The sequence below is a fragment of the Pseudomonas sp. 22085 genome (assembly GCF_052045815.1).
GTDB lineage: Bacteria > Pseudomonadota > Gammaproteobacteria > Pseudomonadales > Pseudomonadaceae > Aquipseudomonas > Aquipseudomonas glycinae.
This window is the reverse complement of record NZ_JBQEQA010000001.1, coordinates 110,547-131,325: the sequence shown is the minus strand read 5'-3', so window position 1 is coordinate 131,325 and position 20,779 is coordinate 110,547. Positions and strand designations below refer to the sequence as shown.

Sequence of the window (20,779 nt, the reverse complement as noted above, 5' to 3'; positions counted from 1 at the left end):
TTCTTACGGATTTTTCAAGGCCAGCCAAGCGGAACAGACGAAGGGAGAGCTTGGATGAAATCAATGAACTGTAGCTCTGCGACGTAGCAGCGATTACGTCGCAGAGGTTAGGGCTAGAAGTTATCGCGCTGATATTGAATGGAGCTGAAGAGTGGCTGGCCTTCGCCGTCGAAGAAAGGCTCTGTCAGAGGATTGGATCCCCAGGCGTCTGAGGGTGCGCGGGCTGATGCATTGAGCGACATTCTGGGCGCATCCTGCAGTTGATTGGGTAGGCTATGTATGCGCAGAATTTGCCCTTCACAGATAGCCTTCTTCAGGACCTTCAGCGATTGGCGTTGTACTAGCTTGAGTAAGGCCGGTTTGAGTTCGAGGTAGAGCGCGGATCCGTGCTCATCGGTCTGCATCACGCGTCGGCCGATCAGATGTGTGCTTTGGAAGACGGTCTCTTCGATACACTTCAGTGAAAGGCTCAGGTCCGCGTGGGAGGACTGCGGCGGCAGATCGATACGCATGGCATAGCTAGCACCCAGTTCAGCGCGCTCGTAGTGAATGAACTGCCCCTTGAACACTCGCTCCAGCACTTCCACGGCTAGCTCCGTGTTATCGGTCTGCAAGGTGCAGAGGGTTTCGTCTGGTTCGGGCTTGATCTCCACCCGCAACTCGCACTCCAGGCTGAAATGGTTGGCGGGGGAGATGAATAGCAGGTCGTCCCAGCCACTCACGGGGGGGGCAATCCAGCCGGCGGCGGCTGCGCCTCCCAGCAGGCCATGACACAGCGCTTGGTGATAGTCGGCGTATTCCCATTCGTGCCGGTCAAGGGATTTGGGAGGCGTCAGCTTTTCGACCTGCACCAGTTGGCTATCGAACAAGACTACCTGGTAGCAATTACTGTCGTCGTCCGCAAATTGAACATACTGGCGGCGCAATGGGGAAGAGGTAACCGCTTCTGAGCAAGGCACCCCAAACACCAGGTAAGCGTGCCCCTGATACAGGAATGGAATGAACTCCTCGCCTTCATCGTTATAGTGGCTCTCTTGCGACCACCCCTTCAGGCACTGAGCAAGCCATCGCCTATGCTGCGACATGCGAGAAGTCTCAACGATGTGCGGTTCGACCAATTCCGGCAGATCGTCCCAGTCATCGGCGCGCTGGTACTCGAGCAGGTAGTCGCGGCTGGCTTGATACCAAGGCGCGACCTCCCACATGACTTTAAGGTCATCGCCAACCGGCTCCGCCGTGCGTGCCTCGACTGTGATGTCAGCGTCATGGTTAAACAGCCGTGGCCAGAAAATTCGGGTGCCTATCAACTGCAGTTCTATGCCGTTGATACAGACCCGGCTCTGAATTACCGCCAGCGGATCCGGGCTGATGTCGGTGGCCTGCCACGCAGTCGGCGTGACTGGCTGCAGTACATCCGCCAATGTTACCGGGTTGCCCGGGACCGCGAAGACTTGTCGCAGTGCTTCACAGAGCTCTGGCAAGTTGCGGTTAGTGAGGATCAGTTGACTGACCGAGGAGGCCAACCGGCGCAGATGTTTTGCCAGGTACGCGGCAGCAATGGGCGATTGGGGCAGCTCGGCCAACTGCAGGGCGTGTTGCAGTGGAGGACCTTCACTCAGACGGGTGCACAGATCTGACCAGTCGGCACAGCCATACGGCCCCCGCGCCAAAACATACTTGGCGGTGGTGAGGTCGATACCGAACAGGTCGCGCAGGCGCTTGGCCTGGACTTTGATTGATTCGTGTGGTGTGTTGGGAACCATGAATTTTCTCCGTTGCTCCAGTAGGAGCGACATCGGAGACGCCCACCCGCCGCCCCCGATGCCCGGAAAGGCTCAGGTTGGGAGATTACAGTGATGAGCATGGTTCGATCCAGTTAGCTGCGGCCAGCGAGGCCTTAAAGGGGTGGGCAGCCCGTCGACCATGTAGCGACGTCCGGCTACGCTAGCGCAAAGTGCGCCAGGCTGCAAGCTACGGGGTTTCGTTGTTTTGTTGCCCGCCAGGATCAGGTGCGAAATTAGGCTGCTTACGTTGTGGGGTGTTACGTGAGAGGCCTGTCAGCTCCAATTTCCGTATCTTTCAGCCAACCCCCTTTGGTTACGTAGAATGTGGGATCACTCGTGCGCATCATCAATTCTGATTCCGCGAGTTTGATCGCTGGCGTGAGGTACGCCCCGGCAGGCTGCCGCGTTACAGTGTCGGTAAGAGAGCACCTAGCTCTGACGCTGAGTCGCTGAAAACAGATTGGACATCAATGAGAAATGCGTGCGAATCCTGTCCACGATCTATGGAATGTGGACGGATGCGGAATGCGTGGGGAAGCCGCTCTCAACTCGATTTTGTGCCTGAGAGTTATACCTCCGGACTGATACTCGCCGCTGCTGCCACTGCTGGAGAGCCCACCACTTCCTGTACTTTTCAAACATCTGAAAAGTTCTGGTGAGAACATTCATGCTGGCCCGACCCTCATGGTGCTGAGCGGGGGTAGACGAGCGCTGTGCTGACTCTGTTCGTCAGTGCCAGAGCAATCAGCTGTGGCAGTATTTTCTCAGCAGGGCCTATCAACATGATCTCGTTCGGCCCATTCATAGATACATCTACGTTATTGACGTGTATGACCACTGCACCAGACGCTAACGCGATATCTGGTAAGTCAGCAGCAGGCCTGACCACACCGGAAGTCCCGATAGAAAGCAGGACATCACACTGTCGTGCTGCTCGGCTGGCAGTTTTCCATGCACCTGGCGGGAGATCCTCACCAAACCACACAATAGCTGGACGCAAGCGGCCGTTGCATCGGCGGCAGCGGGGCGGTTCGATCAATGCGCCTTCCTCTGGAATGATCGGAAACACCAGCGGTTCCACAAGGAATCGATGACAGGCGAAACATTTGGGGTGCATCAGGCTGCCATGAAGATGGAGCACGTCCTGATTGCCTGCCCGCTCGTGCAAATCATCAATATTCTGAGTGATCACAGTGACACTCCGGCCGCTGCCAGATAATCGATAGATCGCTTGATGTGCCGCATTGGGCTGGGCTTGCATGACCTGTTGGCGCCGCCATAGGTACCAGCCCCAAACCAGCGCCGGATTTTCGCGAAATGCCTGCGCGGTTTCTAAACGCTCAGGGTCTTGGCGCTCCCACAACCCGGTTAGTCGGTCGCGGAAAGTTGGAATGCCGCTGCCGGCAGAAACGCCAGCGCCGGTAAACACCATGATATGTTGCGCATCCCGCAGTGCGCCTGCGGCTTTTGCTAGGGTGTTCATGAGTCCTCATCATCCTATCGCGGGCCAGGGAAGGCTGTCAGGAGAGCGGCCGCGGGAGGCATCGGAATTGTCGCTAATTAGGTGAACAGCCGTTACGGGGCCTCGTACCTAAAAAGCACGGCCCACGCTTGGAAAGCCGAAACTGCGTTGTGGAAGGGCTTCACCGGTAAACGACGCCGTGCGTACCTGCATCAAAAGTGCGCGTACAACTGCGGTTCTTCTGCAGACTTAAGTGGAGGTGCCGCGGTGGTGATTCGCGCTTTTAGGTTGCGTGCCGAATACAGCACATGTGACCGTTTCCGCAGGCGTAAATCGAGATCCCCTAGTTTGTAGGTGGCCACCGCGGTCTCGTAAACCACCGCGCTTTGCGAGGATTCAAGCCCACGGTGGATCACAATCTTACGAAGCTCTTCCAGGCTCCAGTGCGGACGTCCGCTAATGGATGGAGGGCATAGCATTTGTACCTGCGCGATCTCGACGCCCGCTGCCTGGCTGAGGAAAACGTTGAGTTCGTAAGCATCCTCAACCACAGCTGCTCGCTCGCTCTCACCGTTGAGGGGCGACCGCAAGGTCACCCAAAAGCACATCCCCTCAATTTCACAATAAGAACCCGTACGGACAGTACGGGTGTGAGATTCGGACAAATAGATCAAAACGGGCTCCACTGAGCGCTGCATACCCCTAGGCGACCAGTCACCAGGGCTGTAAACGCCAAATTATCCCACAATGAACACTATAGATTGTAGCCCTATCGTGTTCGATAGCGCTTCATCATTCCTTTTCTGAGGAATGATGATGGAAATCCGTGAATCCTTGGGTGAGGCACTGCGGCGCATGCGCATCCTTCACGACCTGACCCAGGAAGATTTCGCCGTGGTCAGCAGTCGAACCTACGTGAGCTCCCTCGAGCGAGGACTCAAGTCGCCGACGATTCAAAAAATCGAAGAGCTGGCCGGCCGTATGGGTATCCACCCCCTCAGTCTGATCGTATCGGCGTACCTTATCCAAGACCCGGATGTGAGCTTAGACGGGCTGATCAAACAGATCAGAAAGGAAGCGCTCAAGCTTTGACGGCCGATCCAGCGCCGAAAATGAGCGCTATAGTGTTCAGTCTTCGCTAAATCGATTAGCATCGCGCTGCTCACTGATAACAAGCTTCGGGGAGCAGCGTAGCCATGCGTAGATCATTCCATGGCTAAGGTGGCCCCTTCTACATCCAAATGCCTATGGCCACCGCCGCTGCTTTCCGTTTTTCAGAGGGCCAGTACAAGCGATCGTGACGAGAATCGTGGAAGATTCCTGACTAGCACTGGCGAAGGCGGCAGGCCGGGAGCCTGGATGGAGGAGGGCGTAGCTAAATAATGGGGTTTTGTCTCTCAGGCTTAGCGAGCGGAGCGTACTCATAGGTTAAGCTTCCAACCCAGTGCTACCCATGCGAACTGCCATCTATCTCGTCCTGAGCGGCTTTGACAACCGCGTCGAGATCAGAAGAGATGAGATCCTTCGGCAGCTGACCCGCCAAATACGAATTGGATGATTCAAACCATAACGCCATGCTCCAGCCACTCATCCTGGTGCCCAGCACAGCGATGACGCGCTGCATTCCCCGCTGCGCTACCGCCAAGCTGCGTGATTCAATGGCATAACGCGGGAAATACTCCACACCTTCGTAGCTAATGGATAAGATCGCACCCTCCAGAAGTCGGTCAGGACAGCTGTCATTTCGCCCCTTAACCGACGCGGGCAACAGCGCATGTAGCTCTGGCCAGGTGAGCCAGTTTCCGCTGGCCATGATCCTCGATTGGGCCTTGGACTGTAAAATGGCCTCTCGGCGGGAGGCATTACTCGCTTTTCGGAATACACGCATTCTGCAAAACGCTCCATAAGCCTTAGGGGGAGGGGTGACTACTGGTTAATCCTGAGGGGCCCGCCGAGAGATAAATCACCGCTTATTTAGGCTGCTCGGTAGTGGTCGCGGTCGACCGCTGGCCCAGGATAGTCGGCGCTCTTCCTCATCCGGTCCAGCTGAGTTGTGCGCTGGAACCTTTACCCAAACCGTCTCCGATGGCCGATCAAGGTCTGACTGTCAGCGACGACCCGTGTCCAGGAAGTAATCGTCCCGGGTAACCAGGCCCAAGTCATCACCCTCAGCAGACGGCTCACTACTGAACAGGTGCTGAACACGTCGCTCTTGCTTCACGTACGCCAGGGTCTGAAAAAAGCAGTGCTCACAGAGGTGTACCTCAAAGCGCTGACCATCGTGGTCGCTGCCATACCCCCAGTGGGCTTGCAGGGTTCCGTACTGGTAACTGCCCGCAGCCATGCGCGTAGAGCGACCGCAGACGTCGCACGTGACATCAGTGATGGCCTCAATCTCGACCCGCCCGGTGATTTTCACTCTTGACTCCTAGAAAAAGGCGGCGATCCCTGTTGGACGCCAGGCTGGGGATCGGCGAGCAGGCGATCCGAGTTCAACCGCGGTCGCGCATGCCAATGCGTTTAACCGAATGCGCGCGCTCCTGATCATGCGCGTGATAATAGGTGTTCTGGGTCGTACTGAGGTTGCTGTGCCGCAGGTCTTCCTGCAGGTCTTTAGGATTGCGCAGCGGCGCGTCAAAGGTGGCAGAGGTGTGTCGCAGCCAGTGCGCAGACGCACAGCGCAGACTTTCCATCTCATGGTTCGCGCGGCCTTCGCTGCGCATCTTCTCTACGGCTTTATCAAAAACAGCCTGGAGGAGGGCGCGGATCTGTCGGTCAGACAAACCTGCGCGACCCTTGAGCGTTTTGATCAGCGGCGTACTTTCCCCGGGATGAGGTAATTCGGAAAGCCCCAGGAATCGGCGATAACGTTTCAAATAGCGCTCTACGTAAACATCCCGCACGGCAATCTTGGCCGCCTTGTTGCCTTTACCCACCGTGAAGTACCACCAGTTGCCTTCATCATCTAAGCGAAAGTCTCCCATGGTGGGCTTCCAATTCTTTCGACCGGCGAGATCTGAAACCCGCAGATACATGGCGAACAGCGTGGCAACAATAAACAAGGTTCGCTCATGCCGCTCCGGCTCGGCGCTCGCCATCTCCTCAACGGTATCCAGGACAAAGTCCCACTGCAGCGGCGTGAGCGCCCGCGAAGAAGTAACTTCATGCTCTTGCGTGGAGAATCGGTTGCCTTTTTTAAGGAGCCGAAAAGGATTCGCTTGGGTGAAGCCATCTTCAATGAGGAACTCATAGAACCGGCTGCAGACCGTGTACACCTGATTTAATGTGCCGTTCGCCGCTTGATAGTGCTGGGCGCCAGGAGACTCTGCAGCCATCGCCTTGCGGGACTTCATGTTGAAGGGATGCCATTTGGGATTAGGCATCCAGGCTTCGCGTGCATCCACTGCGCCCGGGTTGTCCAGAAAACGACTGCGGGTCACCGGACCGACCCAGTCAGCTGGCGGGTTTCGGCAGAAATCCAGATAGTCTTGCGCATCCTGGCGCTTCAGGTGATTCAGCGGCTTGCCCTGAACCAGCAGTGCCCACAGCAACAAGCGCTCGGTATGACTGCGGTACGAATTGAACGTCTGCGCGTTGTCGGAAAACGCGCGTAGGAACGCACGCACCGCAGCGTAGCCACGCTCAGGTTCCAACGCAGCTTCACACTCATTCAAGAAGGACGCGACGCAGGCCAACGGTGAGCCGTGCATACTGAAGTCTTGCTCGATGAAGTTGTCGTAGGTTTCGAACAAGGGTTGGGGTGCACGCGCCATGGAATACCAGCCAGAGTTTGAAGACAATAGACTTCCAGTTATGACAGTAATCGGAAGTTCAATGACATTAGAGACGTAAGCGTCAGGCGATCGATAGTAGCGGTGCGTCACTTGGCACGCAATGGTGGCCGATGAAACCTTCTCCTAGGTCAATGTAAGTGGCTTCACATGGGTGACATCCACTTTCCGGCTTACCACTAAGGCGGAAATCATGAAAATATGCCAGTGCAAGGACATGAATGCAGTCGATCAATCCTGATGGTTTTCACAAAAGCTCACATATCAAAATTCGTGGTCGAGTCAGCGGAGAATCGGTTGTGAAGGGCATTAAGCGTCTCGTAAGCCAATCTACCACGCGTCTGGCCAAACCCATAGGTATCAATAGATCTCATAATGCTAGCCGTACGAATACTATCCATGCGCGCCTCCGTAACTTGTTTGATTAATGTTTCATCACAGCCGTCTCTCGCCATCAGATCTGCCGCCACACACGAAACATCCCTCATAATATTACCAATCTGTCTGACGCTTAACCCTGGCCTTCCGTGCACCGTGGTGAAAAGCGCAACATCTGGCAATCGGCCTTGGATAAATGAGACGTCTCGCGCATTCAGATAGCGTTCTAAGTAGGGGGTAAATTCAGCAGGAGCGCTAATTTTAAAAGATCTAGCGGAGTCAAAAACTAAATAGTTCCAGGACGAATCCTTATGGAAGCTAGAACAAGTTGGCTGCCAAAACCTATTTCCTGACATGAACCTGACAGGAACAAGCAGATAAATTGTCATGGCCAAAATAAATAGGGATCGTTCATGCGCAGAGTCATGCTCGCACATGTACCTTGCCGCCCTTAAAAGGTATTCCAGATGTTCCGTTTCCAGTCTTCCTACTAGCGATACACCCTTGCCACCGATACTATTGACGAAAGAAGTTTCCACCTGCGAAGCTGGATTGACCTCTAGAATTGCCTTGGCCGCTAAGTAGTCGAAAATTTGGATGCATATCGATTTAATACCTGCGAGCGCTCTTGGTCCGGCCCCCTCGCTGCTTGATGCACTTGAAAAAGGGCGCCACCAATTATTCATTAACCGTTTTCCATCATCCCCGGAAATAAATCGGCGAAAAGGACTAGCTGCTATCCAGTTATCAGGCGGTGAAGCACAAAATCTGAGGAACTCCTTAAAATCATGCACGCGCAAACTTGAAAGCGGCTGTTGACGCTCGACCCAGGACCAGAGCAGTAACCGCTCAGTCACTCCACGGTAGTATGCATAGGTAGAGCTAATTTCGGCCGGTTGGTCATGTCGAATATAACCAGCAAGAAACAACCTGAGCGCATCAAAAAGAGCTACAGGGTTATCTTCATGGTTGAATTTCTCAATGTACCCACGGATTTCCGGATGCAGCTCAAAGTACTTTTCCAAGGGGAGCGTGATTGTGTCTTGATCAGAATAAATTGGGCGAGGTTCAATCATCACGGTCGTTCACATTGCAAGCCTGAACTGAAGTGTAGCTTAGACATCACCTGAGGATATTCGGAGCGGTGTTCGCATCTATGAGGTGCCGGAGCATTAAGGATTTATCATTTATGAATTTCACAATTGATCTCTAAGCTATTGAGTTTTCTAGATTAAGAGGTTTGGCTTCAGGCTGAATTATCATCTATGAGTAACATGATTTTTGGGTCGTTCCTCGTCGATTTCGCGCATTTGAGGAGTACGTCAAGGCTGCCGCAGGCAAGCCAATACAGCTAAGTCACTGATTTTTCGAGCGCATCTATGGATTACAAAATTCGCATCTATGGATGCCGGTCACAGCATGTCTGGTTTTCGGGGGGCTGGTGACATCAGGAACATTTCTAACATGGCATCTGGTTTAACATAATATACATTACACGTAACAAAATATTACGACGCCAGCCCGGTTGCGCACACCATTTCAATCTCCAGCATCGCTCTCAAACGACCTGATCCTTGGTGCCTGCAGATCCTTTATTTGAAATGTGCCGCTCTCAATCCTCGTCACGCGTCAGCATTTCAATCAGCGCTCGATGCTGCGGATACTGCGTTGTGAGTTTCCGTCGATTCCCGATTTCCATATCGGCGAAATCAAACCCTGATGAAACCGCTTCGCTGATCAAACCAAATCCGTTCTCGCCATTCAGCAGTCTGGAGGCTTTCCAGATTCCGCCCGGTACGTGTAATTGCAAATGTTGTCCGGCCAGAACATCACTGCCCATCACCAACGTCTGCAGTGAGCCGTCTGCAAGGATCAGGCTGTATTCGATGGCGTCACCCAGATGGAAATAATGCAGGATGTCGGACTGATTGAAATGAAACTGGCCCACTGGCGATTCCGCAGTCAGCAAGTAGTAGATCGACGTCATCAGAAATCGTTGGCCACCTTCGGTTTCGAGCATGTCACGATGGTCGGCCTGATAGGTTCTGCGAAAGAAACCACCTTCGACGTGAGGCTCAAGGTCCAATGCAGCAACCAGATTTGACGCAGTAATCAGGCGTGGATTCATGACCTGCTCCGTGGGATTAATACGTTGCGTAATAACTCTACTAAACGATCATTTAGTGTAGTTAGCTTCAATTCGCAGCTTAATCGAAGGTAATCCCCTCATTTTTGTCGCGTTGACATGCCGAAGGCCCTTCTGCGCAAATCGCCTGGGATATATTTCGCGCTCCAGAAAACCAGCTTATCGCCGGTACCTTTTATTCATGTCTGCGACCCGTGGCCGGGACGAAATTTTCCCCGTCCCGCCCTGTCTGTCGCCCTTAGATCTGACCACCATTGCGCGCAGCGACGGCAACGGTGGTCGGTGAATCGGACAGTGGAACGAAGCGTCGAGTGGCTCCATCCAGCGCATCGATGCAACCTGCCTCGATGTCATAGACCCAGCCATGCAAATTCAAGCGTCCTTGCTCAAGTGCAAGCGCCACCGATGGATGAGTCCGCAGGTTCGCCAGTTGTGCGATCACGTTTTCACGAACGAGGCCATCGAGCTTGTCGCGTGGCGTATCGAACTCATGCGCCGCATTGATCGCTTTCGCGGCGTCCGAGTGACGAAGCCAGTTGGCAACGGCCGGAAGATGATCCAGACACGTGCAGCGTGAAATCGCGCCCATCGCTCCGCAATCCGAGTGGCCGCAGATCACGATGTCCCGTACGCCAAGCACTGCAACCGCATATTCGACGGTGGCCGAAACACCACCGGGTTCAGGACCATATGACGGCACAATGTTGCCGGCGTTGCGGATCACGAACAACTCACCCGGCTCGCGCTGTGTGAGCAGTTCAGGCACTACACGACTGTCCGAGCATGTAACGAACAACGCCTTTGGGTTTTGCTCTGTCGCGAGCTGCCTGAAAAGCTCGACGCGTTGTGGATACACCTCGCGCTGAAACCGCAGAAAGCCATCAATAATGTCACGCATAAAGTCCTCCAAAGCCTGATTCCGGATGCCGAGACGAGCACTCGATGCCTTCGCGCCTCACTGGGTCGTGATTATCGCAGACGTTGCAGGCGAGTGCGCGACATCACATCACTCGAGCTTCGTTTCAAAACCTGTTACGACCAAAAACCCCTGTGCGGTTCAGCCGCCTCCCCCTCCAGCATCGGCCCCAACACGCTGACCTTGCGTTGCCCCTTGGCGAACACTTCGCGGCACGGCAGCGAGAACGTCGGATTCTCCGGGTGGTCCCCCGTCAATCCCAGCAAGGCATGCTCCGACAAGGCATAGACCACCCGTCCGATCCCCGTCCAATACACGGCGCCGGCGCACATGCAGCAAGGCTCGGCGCTGGTGTACAGCGTGCACAGTTCCAACTCCTGGGGCGACAGCAGTTTTGCCGCTGCCGCCGCTGCCACCAACTCGGCATGCTGCGTTGGATCACCTTCCGGGGGCATCGAGTTGTTCCCCGCTTCCACAATCACCTTGCCGTTGCGGTCGGCCACCAATGCCGCGAACGGATGGCGACCGCGTTGCTTCGATGCCTCGGACAAGGCAATGGTCTGGCGCAGTAACGTCAGATCAAGCGCGCTGATGCCAGCCGGGATGAGTTCATTCAATTGATTCATGGGTAACTCCAGGGCAGTGGAAAACAAAAGTCAGTCGGCCAATTCAGCCGATGTATCGCCGATGGTTTCGGTCGATTTTTTTTCATCGTTGAGCAGAACGTTGAGGACGATGGCGGTGATCGCTCCGAGGAAAATCCCGCTGTCGAGCACCAGTTTCAGGGTCGGGCCGACGTGTTCGAACAGCGCCGGAAAGGACATCGGCAGCACCCCGACACTCACTGACACGGCGACGATAATGCCGTTGCGCGTGCCCTCGAATTGCACCCGTGACAGTTCCTGAATCCCCGCCGCCGTGGTCATGCCGAACATCACAATCGCGCAGCCACCGAGCACCGGCGTCGGCACCGCGGCGATCAACGCGCCGAGTTTCGGGAACAGGCCCATCAGCACCATGATTGCCCCGGCAGCGGCCACGACGAAGCGGCTTTTAACGTTGGAGAGCGCAATCAAGCCAGTATTCTGAGTAAAGGCGTTGTAAGGAAAGCTGTTGAACAAGCCGCCGAGCATGGTCGACAAGCCATCGGCGCGAAATGCGTTGCCGAGGGTCTGTTGCGTGGTCGGTTTGCCGGTCAATTTGCCGATCGCCAGACAGTTGCCGGTGGTCTCGGCCATGATGACCAGCATCGCCAGGGTCATGATCAGAATCGGCACCGGCGCGAATTCCGGCGCGCCGAACGCCATCGGCGCACTCAGCTCAAACCACGCCGCTTCGCTGACCCGATTGAAGTGAGTCATGCCGCAAGCCGCTGCGATCAGGCTGCCGACAAACAGGCCAATCAGCACGCTGAGGTTGCCGATGAAGCCCTTGAATCTGGCGTAGATCACCAGCGTCACACTGACCGTGGCCAAACCGAGCAACAGGTTGGCGGGATTGCCAAAATCTGCCGCATCGGGATTGCCACCGCCCAGCCAGATCGCCGCGGCCGGCATCAGCGAGATGCCGATAATGGTGATCAGGCTGCCAATCACCACCGGCGGAAAAAACCGCAGCAATCGGCTGAACACCGGTGCCAGCGCAACGGTGATAAATCCAGCCGCGATCACCGCACCGAAAATCTGACTGAGGCCGAACTCCTTGCCGATCATGATCATCGGCGCCAGGGCGATGAACGAGCAGCCCTGAATCAGCGGCAGGCGCGCGCCGAACTTCCAGAAACCGAGGGTTTGAATCAGCGTCGCCACACCAGAGGTCAACAGGTTCGCGTTTATCAGCAACACCACCTGCGCCGAAGTCAGTCCCATCGCACTGCCAAGAATCAGCGGCACCGCCACCGCTCCCGCGTACATCACCAGAACATGCTGCAAGCCAAACGTGAACAACTGTCGCAGTGGCAAAACCTCGTCCACCGGATGAATGCGTTGTGTGGTCATTTCACACGCTCCTGAAGGTGCGGCATCTGTTGAGATTGCGGGCATGCCCAAGGCGTTTGAAAGGTGCATCCGCCCCGGAGATCGTTTGAAGCGGGGCCATATTTGAACGTTTATTGCGATGAAACAAATTAGCCACCATCGCTTTTTCCGATGGCACGAATCTGGCTTTCGTTAGCCGCTCCAAACCTTCATTTTCGAACCGGGAGTTCTACGCTTGCGCTTCTCACTCGATCAACTGCTGATGTTCGTCCAAGTGGTCAAAAGCGGATCGTTTTCCGCCGCCGGGCGCAAACTGTGCAAGACCCAATCAACCATCAGCGCAGCGATTGCCAACCTCGAAACCGACCTTGGCGTCGACCTGTTCGACCGCAGCAACCGCAGCCCTGCCCTCACCGCCAGCGGCCACAAATTGCTGGTGCAGGCCGAAGCCGTGCTCGAACGCTGCATGACCTTCGAAGCCCACGCCGACTGCCTCTCGGACAACGTAGAACCCAGCCTGACACTGGCCATTGAAACGCCGTACGGCCCGATCATGCCGGTGCTCAAAGCCTTCGAGGCAGCCTTCCCCTTCGTCGACCTGATCATCCGTCATCCGGTCCATGGCGACGTCAGCGAGCTGGTCAGCAGCGGCGAAGCGGTACTCGGTGTGGCGTTCTCGCAGCCCGGCTACCCCAAGGAGCTGGCGTTCCAGCAACTGGGCAAACTGATCATGCTGCACGTCTGCCATCCCCGGCACCCATTGGCGCAACTCGAAAACGTCACGTTCGAGGATCTGCATGTCCATCGCCGCCTGGCCTTCAGCGCCCACGCGAGCAAACTGCCGAGCAGCGAATACCTGCGTTCGACCCAGCTGTGGCAGGCGGAAAGTTATCTGGCGTTATTGGAGATGGTCCGCGCCGGACTCGGCTGGGCCACCCTGCCCCGCCAACTCATACAGCGTGAACTGGCCAAGGGTGAGCTGGTGGAACTGCAGCTCTCGGCGTATCCGCATACGGACTGGCAGATTGGTGTGGATTTGCTCTGGGCGCGGCAGCGGCCGCTGGGTAAGGCGGAGCGATGGCTGAAGGAGAAGTTGCAGGGCAACAAGGTGTATGAACTGGATCGCAACGGGCAGACCACCACGCTTTGAGGTCAATGCAGTCGGCCTGCCGGGATCGGAAGACGATGGCACTGACACGAATGAACGTTGGCCGTGCAGTTTTGTAAGGCGAAAACGCAGGAGCGATTCCTTAAATTGGGACCCGGCGACCTGGTCCAAGCAGGCGCGAAGCCTTGCCCTTCGGTCGTCGTCAAACCTGAGTTCCCTACAGGATGCCTGTCATGTCTCGAATCGAAATCGAAGTGCCCGAACCCCGGCGCTGGTTGATGTTTGCCATATTGCTCGTCGGAGCGTTTCTGCCGCCCCTGGATTTTTTTATCGTCAACGTCGCCCTGCCCTCGATACAAGAGGATCTGGGGACAGCCTCCTCTGCTGAGCAACTGGTGATTTCTTCCTATGCAACGCTCTATGCCGTGACGCTGATTACCGGCGGGCGACTCGGCGATCTGTACGGCCGCGGGAGGATGTTCTTCCTTGGCTTGTTGGGCTTCGCCGCCGCGTCGCTGATGTGCGGCCTGGCGGTTTCGCCGTGGATGCTCATCCTCGGACGCGCCTTGCAGGGTGTGACCGCCGCCGTCATGGCCCCTCAGGCACTTGCATCGGTGCAGGCGATTTTCCCAGTGTCGGAAAGACCATTGGCATTGAGCATTTACGGGGCCGTATTTGGACTGGCGTCTGTGATCGGTCAGGCACTGGGCGGCTTTTTGATTGAGGTCGACGTGTTGGGCATGGGATGGCGCGCGATCTTCCTGGTCAACCTGCCGATCGCGTTGCTGGTGATTGCGTTCGGCATCCGTGTGCTCAAAGAAACCCGTGCGCAGCACGCGAGCAAGCTGGATCTGGTGGGCACTGCGTTGTCGATGCTGACCCTGACCACCCTGGTCGTGCCATTGATTGAAGGCCGCGAGGCCGGATGGCCGTGGTGGGCATGGCTGTCGCTGGCCGCCAGCCCTGCGCTGGCGGTAGCGTTCTGGCGCTACGAGAGCCGCTTGCACCGGGCCGGAGGAACGCCCATCCTCGCCCCGGCCGTACTGAATGCACCGGGCCTGGGGCGAGCGCTTCTGGTCGCGCTTTGCTTCTATTCAATCGGTGTGTTTTTTCTGATGTTCTCGATGTACATGCAAAGCGCATTGCATATGAGCGCACTGCACGCCGGCCTGATCTTTCTGCCGTTTGGCGCGGGATTTCTGCTCGGTCCCCTGTCGGTTCCGCTCCTCAGGCGCGTCCTCGGGGGCTACGTGAATCCGGTAGGCATGGGACTGGAAGTCGTCGGACTACTATGGCTGGGCTGGCTCGTGTCAGTGACACCGACTACCCTCGCCCCGCCCTTCACTTCTCTGACGGTCATCCTGTTCCTGATCGGTCTGGGACAGGGGCTCGGCCTGCCGACGTTGATGCGCATGGTCACCGGCCGGGTAGCGCCGGCGTATGCCGGAATGATCGCAGGCATTACCAGCGCCACGCTGCAGATCAGCACATCGCTGAGCGTCGCACTGATTGGCGGTGTGTTTTATACCTTGCTGGGAGAACCGGCGACGGCGGTCAGCATCACTCATGCGTTCACGATCGCTGTTCTGTGCATCGCCGTTTGCCTGGCCGTAGGGGCAGCGATAAGCCTGACGTTAGCGCGCGAGCCAGCGACGGTAGCGCAAGCCTCGGCTGTTCGCCCGACCTGAGGCATGCTACCCCGCACCGATCATGCTGGAGGCAAGTTCAGCCAGTGCGCGCAGCCGGTCCATCTGGCGCATGTCCTGGTGATACCCCATCCAGATATCCCGCCCTGGCGGTGGCTCGTCCTCATCCAGCAGTCGCAGTCCCGACACGGAGTCACCGAGGACGCGGGGCAAAACGGCAACGCCCAGCCCCTTTGCGCACATCTGTGCCTGAACCGTACGGCTGCTGCTGGTGAACACGGTGCGGGCCAGCGGATAGCGTTGCTGCAGCCATTGCACGTCCGGGTAATGGGCCTGGGCGATGTTCATCAGGATCAGGCCAAGCCCCTCGCCGTCCGGCTGCGGCGCCGGGGCATGCAAAGCCGCGTATAGGCCGTACGACAGAGTTGTCAGCTTGCGGTGCACTATGTCGGGTTCGGTGAAAGGCACGATCCGGAAAGCGATGTCGGCATCCCGGCGGGCAAGGTCGAACAGCCGATGACCGGCGATGACTTCGGGAACGATCAACGGATAGCGGTGCACCAGTTCGCTGAGAACTGGCGACAAAACATGGCAGGCGAACCATTCGGCTGAGGATATCCGCAACAGGCCTTCAGGCTGATCACCATGCCCCGCCAGACGCCGCTCGATGGCCAAGGCGCTGTGTTCCATGTCCTGCGCCAGACCGAGAATCCTCTCGCCACTGTCCGTGAGCACCAGCCCCTGGGCGGTCCGCAGGAAAAAGGCTTGCCCACTGGTTTGTTCAAGCACCTGCAAGCGCCGTCCGACCGTCGGGTGACTGACCCCCAACTCCCTGGCGGCTCCGCCCAGCGAGCCGTTGCGGGCAATCGCCAGGAAGATCCGCATGTCACTCCAGTCCATGCCCTCGCCCCGTACAAAAATGAACATTGAGTGATCAGCTTATAGTTCAAGTAGATGGCTGTTCATGAATATCGATTCAATCAGCCGATCTGATCAGCCTCGCGACAATGACTTCAAACGCTCCACCAGCGCGGCTTCGAAAATGATGTACAGCCTCTCGGCATCACCAGCACGCAAGGCCCCGCCGGTTTCCAGTCCCAGCACGAAACCATCCGCCCGCGCCCCTGCCTTGACAGCAATGATCATCGAGTCTGCCCGGACAATCTGCGCCAGCAGTCGATCCGCTTCTCGCTGAATCTTGTCGCCCAACACCACGCCTTCCACATCGCCACCCAATACGTTCAATTAGACATCCAGTACATGACCGCGATAACCGCTGAAACCCAGATGATGGTCAATACAATCGAGTAACCAGCCAGTTGCTTGTCCATTTTCACCACGGCATCAATATGAATCTGAATGATGGGTCAGGATCGTCCGGCTCGCAACGGCAGCTCGTCCCCTTCATCCATCGCACTCCGGGTAAATGTCCGGACTCCGATTCGTAACAGAACCCCTTTCAGCAACAAGGGTCTGCTCTCTTACCAGTCCTCGGAAATCTATCCAATGTCCGCGCAACGCAGTCTCGTCATACTCGCTCGGGGCGGATACGCCGCTCGCGGAGTGCTTTATTTGATTATCGGCATATTCGCGTTATTGGCTGCCCATGATTCGACAAAATCCAAGGACAGTCACAAGAGCCTGGAAGCCTTGCTGAGCCAGCCGTTCGGCTATTTTCTGGTGGGGCTCGTGGTGGCGGGTCTGCTTGCGTTTGCAGCCTGGCGTGTCCTGCAAGCGATACACGATGTCGATCATCATGGCACGCAGCTCAAAGGTCTGGTGATCCGTGCAGGCCTTTTTGCAGGAGGTCTGGTCAACGGTGCTCTGGCGTTTTTTGCATTGGGCCTGCTTGTGAGTGGTAGCCACCGTTCGAGCCATTCCGCAGAGCAAACCAAGGATTGGCTTGCGCATCTTTTGTCGTGGGAACACTCGAATCTATTGTTGTACCTGATTGCGCTCATTCCGCTGGGGGTTGGCGTTGCTCACATCATCAAGGGCTGGCAGGCCTCGTTCGAGAAGTATTTCGAGGCCGACGAAGAGGTCATGCGCTATGTCCGTCCGGTATCTCGATTCGGCCTGATCGCCCGCGGCATCGTGTTTATGGAAATTGCTTTGCTGCTGGCCTTCAGCGGTTCCGCTTATCAAGCCATGGACCCGCCTGGCATGAAGGAAGCACTGGACGCGCTGCAGAATCTACCCGCTGGATGGCTTGTGTTGATGGTGATGGCCCTGGGGCTGATTGCGTTCTCGGTTTACAGTTTCTCGGAAGCGTGTTGGCGCAAGATCAATATGGATGTGCTTCAGTAACTGAAGTCATGCCCCAACTCACGCTGCATCCATTCCAGAAACCGCCTCACCCGTGGAAACCCCGCGTGCGCCTTCGGGAAAACCAGGTGGTGTGCAGTGATCGGGGCACTCAAGCCGGGAATCACTTCGACCAACTCGCCGCGCGCCAGGTAGTCCTGCGCCAGCAGCGTGCTTTCCAGTGCAAATCCAAGCCCGTGGCTGGCGGCTTCGAGGGTCATGTAGGAGCGGTCAAAGCTCAAGGTATACGGGCTTTCAGGGCGCGACAGCCCGTGTTGAGCAAACAGTTGCGGCCACTTGATCAGCGTCGCCTCCGACAGGATCAGATTGCAGTCCAGCAAGTCGGCGACGGCGCGGATCGGGCGTTTTTCCAGAAGTTTGGGCGATGCGAGGACTGCGATTTTTTCGTTGCGCAACGTGCGCACTTCGAAACTTGGCCAGTTCGGCATGCCGTGGCGGATGTCCACGTCGATCTTGTCCCGACTGAAGTGCAGCGATTCATAGGAGCATGAGAGATTGAGCTGAATGTCGGGATGGCTCTCGCGAAACTGTTCCAGGCGCGGCATCAGCCACAGCAGGCCGAAGCTGGGTGACGAATGTAGTCGCAGGCAGTCGAGGCTGACATCACTGGTCGCGCGCTCTGTTGCCACCGCCAGGCTGTGCAGGATGCCGGAAATCTCGGACAGGTATTGCTCTCCTACCGGCGTCAACGTCACCCCTCTGGCCGTTCTGAGGAACAGCTGCCGCCCGATCATTGCCTCGAGTTTGGCCAGTTGGTGACTGACTGCCGAGGGTGTCAGGTCCAGCACTTCTGCCGCACGCGCGACGTTGCCAAAGCGCGCAGTTTGCTCAAAGGCCTGAATGGCTTTCAGGGGTGGAAGGATCGGCGGAGCTTCGCCAGATGAACTCATGATGATGGTTATTCCGCTGCAAGTGGCTGAGGCCGGGCGTTCGGCTATTCAAACACCGCAACCGCATGTTGGCGAGTGCTGAATTTTTTTCAGCATCCAGTGAAGTTTGCGTTATTGCTCAGGGTCGCTACGGGAGACAAGCTGAGTCATCGGTTCTGCACGGACCGACTCAATAACAACAATCAGAGGTTTCTCCCATGCTTCTTCAAGGCAAAGTCGCGATCATCACAGGTGCTGCCTCCGCACGTGGTATCGGCCGCGCGACAGCTACGACCTTCGCTCAACATGGCGCCCGGGTGGTGATTCTGGATCTGGACGCATCCGCTGCCCGCGATGCCGCTGCCTCTTTGGGCGAGGGGCATCTCGGCCTGGCTGCCAACGTCGCCGACGAGTCTCAGGTGCAGCAGGCTGTCGCGACCGTCATCGAACACTTTGGCCGGATCGACATACTGGTCAACAATGCCGGCATCACCCAACCCCTCAAGACCCTCGATATCCGCCCCGGTGATTACGACAAGGTGCTGGACGTCAGCCTGCGCGGTACGTTGCTGATGTCTCAGGCGGTGATTCCGCTCATGCGCCAGCAAGCCAGCGGCAGCATCGTGTGCATGTCTTCGGTTTCCGCGCAGCGCGGCGGCGGCATTTTTGGCGGGCCTCATTACAGCGCCGCCAAGGCCGGTGTGCTGGGTCTGGCCAAGGCCATGGCGCGTGAGCTGGGGCCGGACAACGTGCGCGTCAACTCCATCGCCCCCGGCCTGATTCACACCGACATTACGGGCGGCCTGATGCAGGACGAACGCCGCCACGCGATCATCGACGGCATTCCGCTGGGGCGCCTGGGCGAGGCGCAGGATGTGGCCAATGCGGCGCTGTTCCTGGCCAGCGACCTGTCCTCCTATCTGACCGGCATCACCCTGGATGTGAACGGCGGCATGCTGATTCACTGACACACGTGGCGGGCCTCGCGGCCCGTGCGGTTCTGGATCGATGATACGGCCGGGCAGACTTGCCCGGCGGTCAATAAAAACAAGAGATCAGACCATGACTACCCTGTCGCTCGAAGCCGTTTCGGCGGTGCGTTCCAACGCCTACCGTAAAACCGCCTGGCGCCTGATGCCGTTCCTGATGCTGTGCTACCTGTGCGCCTACCTCGATCGCGTCAACGTCGGCTTTGCCAAACTGCAAATGATGAACGATCTGGCGCTCAGCGAAACAGTCTACGGGCTGGGCGCGGGCATGTTTTTCATCGGCTACTTTCTCTGCGAAGTGCCCAGCAACATCATCCTGCACAAGGTCGGCGCGCGGGTCTGGATCGCGCGCATCATGATCACCTGGGGCATTGTCTCCGCCCTCTTCGCCTTCGTCGAAACCGCCTGGCAGTTCTACGCCCTGCGCTTTCTGCTGGGCATTGCCGAAGCCGGCCTGGCGCCGGGTCTGCTGCTGTACCTCACCTATTGGTTTCCGTCCTACCGGCGTGCGCGCATGACGGTGTTGTGGTTCATCGCCATCCCGTTGTCGGGCATGGTCGGCGGCCCGCTGTCCGGCTGGATCATGAACCACTTCGCCGGTATGCACGGCTGGGCCGGCTGGCAATGGATGTTTGTGCTGGAGGCTGTGCCTACGGTGGTTGTCGGACTGCTGGTGCTCAGCTACCTCAAGGATGGCGTGCATCAGGCCAGTTGGCTCAACGACGACGAAAAAGCACTGATCACCCGTGAGCTGGCGGAGGATGACCAGCAGAAAGTGACGCATGCGTCCGTGGGCGAATTCATTCGTGACCGTCGCCTCTGGCTGCTCGCGGGGATCTATTTCTGTGTGGTGATGGGGCAGTACGCAATTACCTTCTGGCTGCCGACCCTTGTGCGTAATGCCGGGGTCTCCGATCCGATGAAGATCGGTTTGCTGACCAGCCTGCCCTACCTGTGTGCCATCGCCGCCATGTTGCTGGTCGGACGCAGTGGCGACAAACATCGCGAACGCCGCTGGCATCTCATCGTCCCGATGATCGCCGGGGCCATCGGCCTGACCCTCGCGGCGCTGATGGGAGGCAATGTGATGCTGTCCATTCTCAGTCTGTGCCTGGCGGCTTCCGGCATCCTGTCCGCGACCTCGCTGTTCTGGATGCTCCCGACCACGCTGCTCGGCGGTGTCTCCGCTGCCGCAGGCATCGCCGCCGTCAACAGCTTCGCCAACCTTGCCGGCTTCTGCTCGCCCTACCTGATTGGCTGGATAACCACACTCACTGGCTCCAGCGCTATCGGCATGTATCTGATCACCGGCGTATTGCTGGTCGGCGCCTCGCTGGTCCTGCGCATTCCCGCCGCCCTGGTCAATCGTTGATTCACAGGAGAATTCAC

General features: G+C 57.2%; 20 protein-coding genes. 6 read left to right on the top strand and 14 right to left on the bottom strand.

Annotation, left to right across the window (positions count from 1 at the left end; genetic code table 11):
* Positions 1-113 precede the first annotated feature (113 nt).
* From ACTJK7_RS00510 to ACTJK7_RS00500, 3 genes are all read right to left on the bottom strand, one after another.
* The gene (locus ACTJK7_RS00510) at positions 114-1,763 is read right to left on the bottom strand and encodes a hypothetical protein (RefSeq protein WP_440779691.1); all 1,650 of its coding nucleotides are present in this window, start codon (positions 1,761-1,763) and stop codon (positions 114-116) included.
* A 703-nt stretch (positions 1,764-2,466) separates the two neighbouring features.
* Positions 2,467-3,267, bottom strand: coding sequence for an SIR2 family NAD-dependent protein deacylase (locus ACTJK7_RS00505; RefSeq protein WP_440779692.1), 801 nt, complete (start codon positions 3,265-3,267; stop codon positions 2,467-2,469).
* 191 nt (positions 3,268-3,458) lie between these two features.
* Positions 3,459-3,920 carry a hypothetical protein gene (locus ACTJK7_RS00500; RefSeq protein ID WP_440779693.1) on the bottom strand — a complete coding sequence of 154 codons (462 nt, stop codon included), beginning with the start codon at positions 3,918-3,920 and terminating at the stop codon, positions 3,459-3,461.
* Between the two features lie 142 nt (positions 3,921-4,062).
* Here ACTJK7_RS00500 and ACTJK7_RS00495 point away from each other — a divergent pair, with 142 nt between their 5' ends.
* A complete protein-coding gene (locus tag ACTJK7_RS00495) occupies positions 4,063-4,338 on the top strand; it encodes a helix-turn-helix domain-containing protein (protein WP_440779694.1) in 276 nt (91 codons plus the stop codon).
* Between the two features lie 355 nt (positions 4,339-4,693).
* Here ACTJK7_RS00495 and ACTJK7_RS00490 read toward each other — a convergent pair whose 3' ends face one another.
* From ACTJK7_RS00490 to ACTJK7_RS00455, 8 genes are all read right to left on the bottom strand, one after another.
* Positions 4,694-5,059 (bottom strand): hypothetical protein, encoded by a 366-nt coding sequence (locus ACTJK7_RS00490; protein WP_440779695.1) that lies wholly within the window; start codon positions 5,057-5,059, stop codon positions 4,694-4,696.
* Between the two features lie 294 nt (positions 5,060-5,353).
* Positions 5,354-5,665: a hypothetical protein gene (locus tag ACTJK7_RS00485; RefSeq protein ID WP_440779696.1), complete on the bottom strand. Its 312-nt coding sequence runs from the start codon at positions 5,663-5,665 to the stop codon at positions 5,354-5,356.
* Between the two features lie 73 nt (positions 5,666-5,738).
* Positions 5,739-7,019, bottom strand: a complete 1,281-nt coding sequence (locus ACTJK7_RS00480) for a tyrosine-type recombinase/integrase (protein ID WP_440779698.1) — start codon at positions 7,017-7,019, stop codon at positions 5,739-5,741.
* A 275-nt stretch (positions 7,020-7,294) separates the two neighbouring features.
* Complete coding sequence (locus ACTJK7_RS00475) at positions 7,295-8,494, bottom strand: hypothetical protein (protein WP_440779699.1); 1,200 nt, start codon at positions 8,492-8,494, stop codon at positions 7,295-7,297.
* A gap of 533 nt (positions 8,495-9,027) precedes the next feature.
* Positions 9,028-9,543 (bottom strand): cupin domain-containing protein, encoded by a 516-nt coding sequence (locus ACTJK7_RS00470; RefSeq protein WP_108561972.1) that lies wholly within the window; start codon positions 9,541-9,543, stop codon positions 9,028-9,030.
* Positions 9,544-9,799: 256 nt separating this feature from the next.
* Positions 9,800-10,459 carry a carbonic anhydrase gene (locus tag ACTJK7_RS00465; protein WP_011334144.1) on the bottom strand — a complete coding sequence of 220 codons (660 nt, stop codon included), beginning with the start codon at positions 10,457-10,459 and terminating at the stop codon, positions 9,800-9,802.
* A gap of 134 nt (positions 10,460-10,593) precedes the next feature.
* Positions 10,594-11,103 (bottom strand): nucleoside deaminase, encoded by a 510-nt coding sequence (locus tag ACTJK7_RS00460; protein ID WP_323151682.1) that lies wholly within the window; start codon positions 11,101-11,103, stop codon positions 10,594-10,596.
* A 30-nt stretch (positions 11,104-11,133) separates the two neighbouring features.
* A complete protein-coding gene (locus ACTJK7_RS00455; protein WP_440779701.1) occupies positions 11,134-12,474 on the bottom strand; it encodes a nucleobase:cation symporter-2 family protein in 1,341 nt (446 codons plus the stop codon).
* Positions 12,475-12,688: 214 nt separating this feature from the next.
* On the opposite strand from ACTJK7_RS00455, the gene ACTJK7_RS00450 reads away from it, so the two are divergent.
* Positions 12,689-13,603: a LysR family transcriptional regulator gene (locus ACTJK7_RS00450; protein WP_108561967.1), complete on the top strand. Its 915-nt coding sequence runs from the start codon at positions 12,689-12,691 to the stop codon at positions 13,601-13,603.
* 191 nt (positions 13,604-13,794) lie between these two features.
* On the top strand, positions 13,795-15,249 hold the full coding sequence (locus ACTJK7_RS00445) for an MFS transporter (protein WP_108561965.1): 1,455 nt from the start codon (positions 13,795-13,797) through the stop codon (positions 15,247-15,249).
* Positions 15,250-15,255: 6 nt separating this feature from the next.
* On the opposite strand, the gene ACTJK7_RS00440 is transcribed toward ACTJK7_RS00445, so the two are convergent.
* A complete protein-coding gene (locus ACTJK7_RS00440) occupies positions 15,256-16,107 on the bottom strand; it encodes a LysR family transcriptional regulator (RefSeq protein ID WP_108563683.1) in 852 nt (283 codons plus the stop codon).
* A 93-nt stretch (positions 16,108-16,200) separates the two neighbouring features.
* Positions 16,201-16,431 carry a hypothetical protein gene (locus ACTJK7_RS00435; protein WP_011334137.1) on the bottom strand — a complete coding sequence of 77 codons (231 nt, stop codon included), beginning with the start codon at positions 16,429-16,431 and terminating at the stop codon, positions 16,201-16,203.
* Positions 16,432-16,713: 282 nt separating this feature from the next.
* Between ACTJK7_RS00435 and ACTJK7_RS00430 the strand changes: the two genes are divergently transcribed.
* Positions 16,714-17,514, top strand: a complete 801-nt coding sequence (locus ACTJK7_RS00430; protein ID WP_440779702.1) for a DUF1206 domain-containing protein — start codon at positions 16,714-16,716, stop codon at positions 17,512-17,514.
* On the opposite strand, the gene ACTJK7_RS00425 is transcribed toward ACTJK7_RS00430, so the two are convergent.
* Entirely contained in the window at positions 17,508-18,422 is a 915-nt protein-coding gene (locus ACTJK7_RS00425) for a LysR substrate-binding domain-containing protein (protein WP_011334135.1), read from the bottom strand. The two genes, ACTJK7_RS00430 and ACTJK7_RS00425, sit on opposite strands and share 7 nt — an antisense overlap.
* A 197-nt stretch (positions 18,423-18,619) precedes the next feature.
* Here ACTJK7_RS00425 and ACTJK7_RS00420 point away from each other — a divergent pair, with 197 nt between their 5' ends.
* Both ACTJK7_RS00420 and ACTJK7_RS00415 read left to right on the top strand, forming a co-directional pair.
* Complete coding sequence (locus ACTJK7_RS00420) at positions 18,620-19,369, top strand: SDR family NAD(P)-dependent oxidoreductase (RefSeq protein WP_064381592.1); 750 nt, start codon at positions 18,620-18,622, stop codon at positions 19,367-19,369.
* Positions 19,370-19,463: 94 nt separating this feature from the next.
* Positions 19,464-20,762 carry an MFS transporter gene (locus ACTJK7_RS00415; protein WP_039768386.1) on the top strand — a complete coding sequence of 433 codons (1,299 nt, stop codon included), beginning with the start codon at positions 19,464-19,466 and terminating at the stop codon, positions 20,760-20,762.
* Positions 20,763-20,779 lie beyond the last annotated feature (17 nt).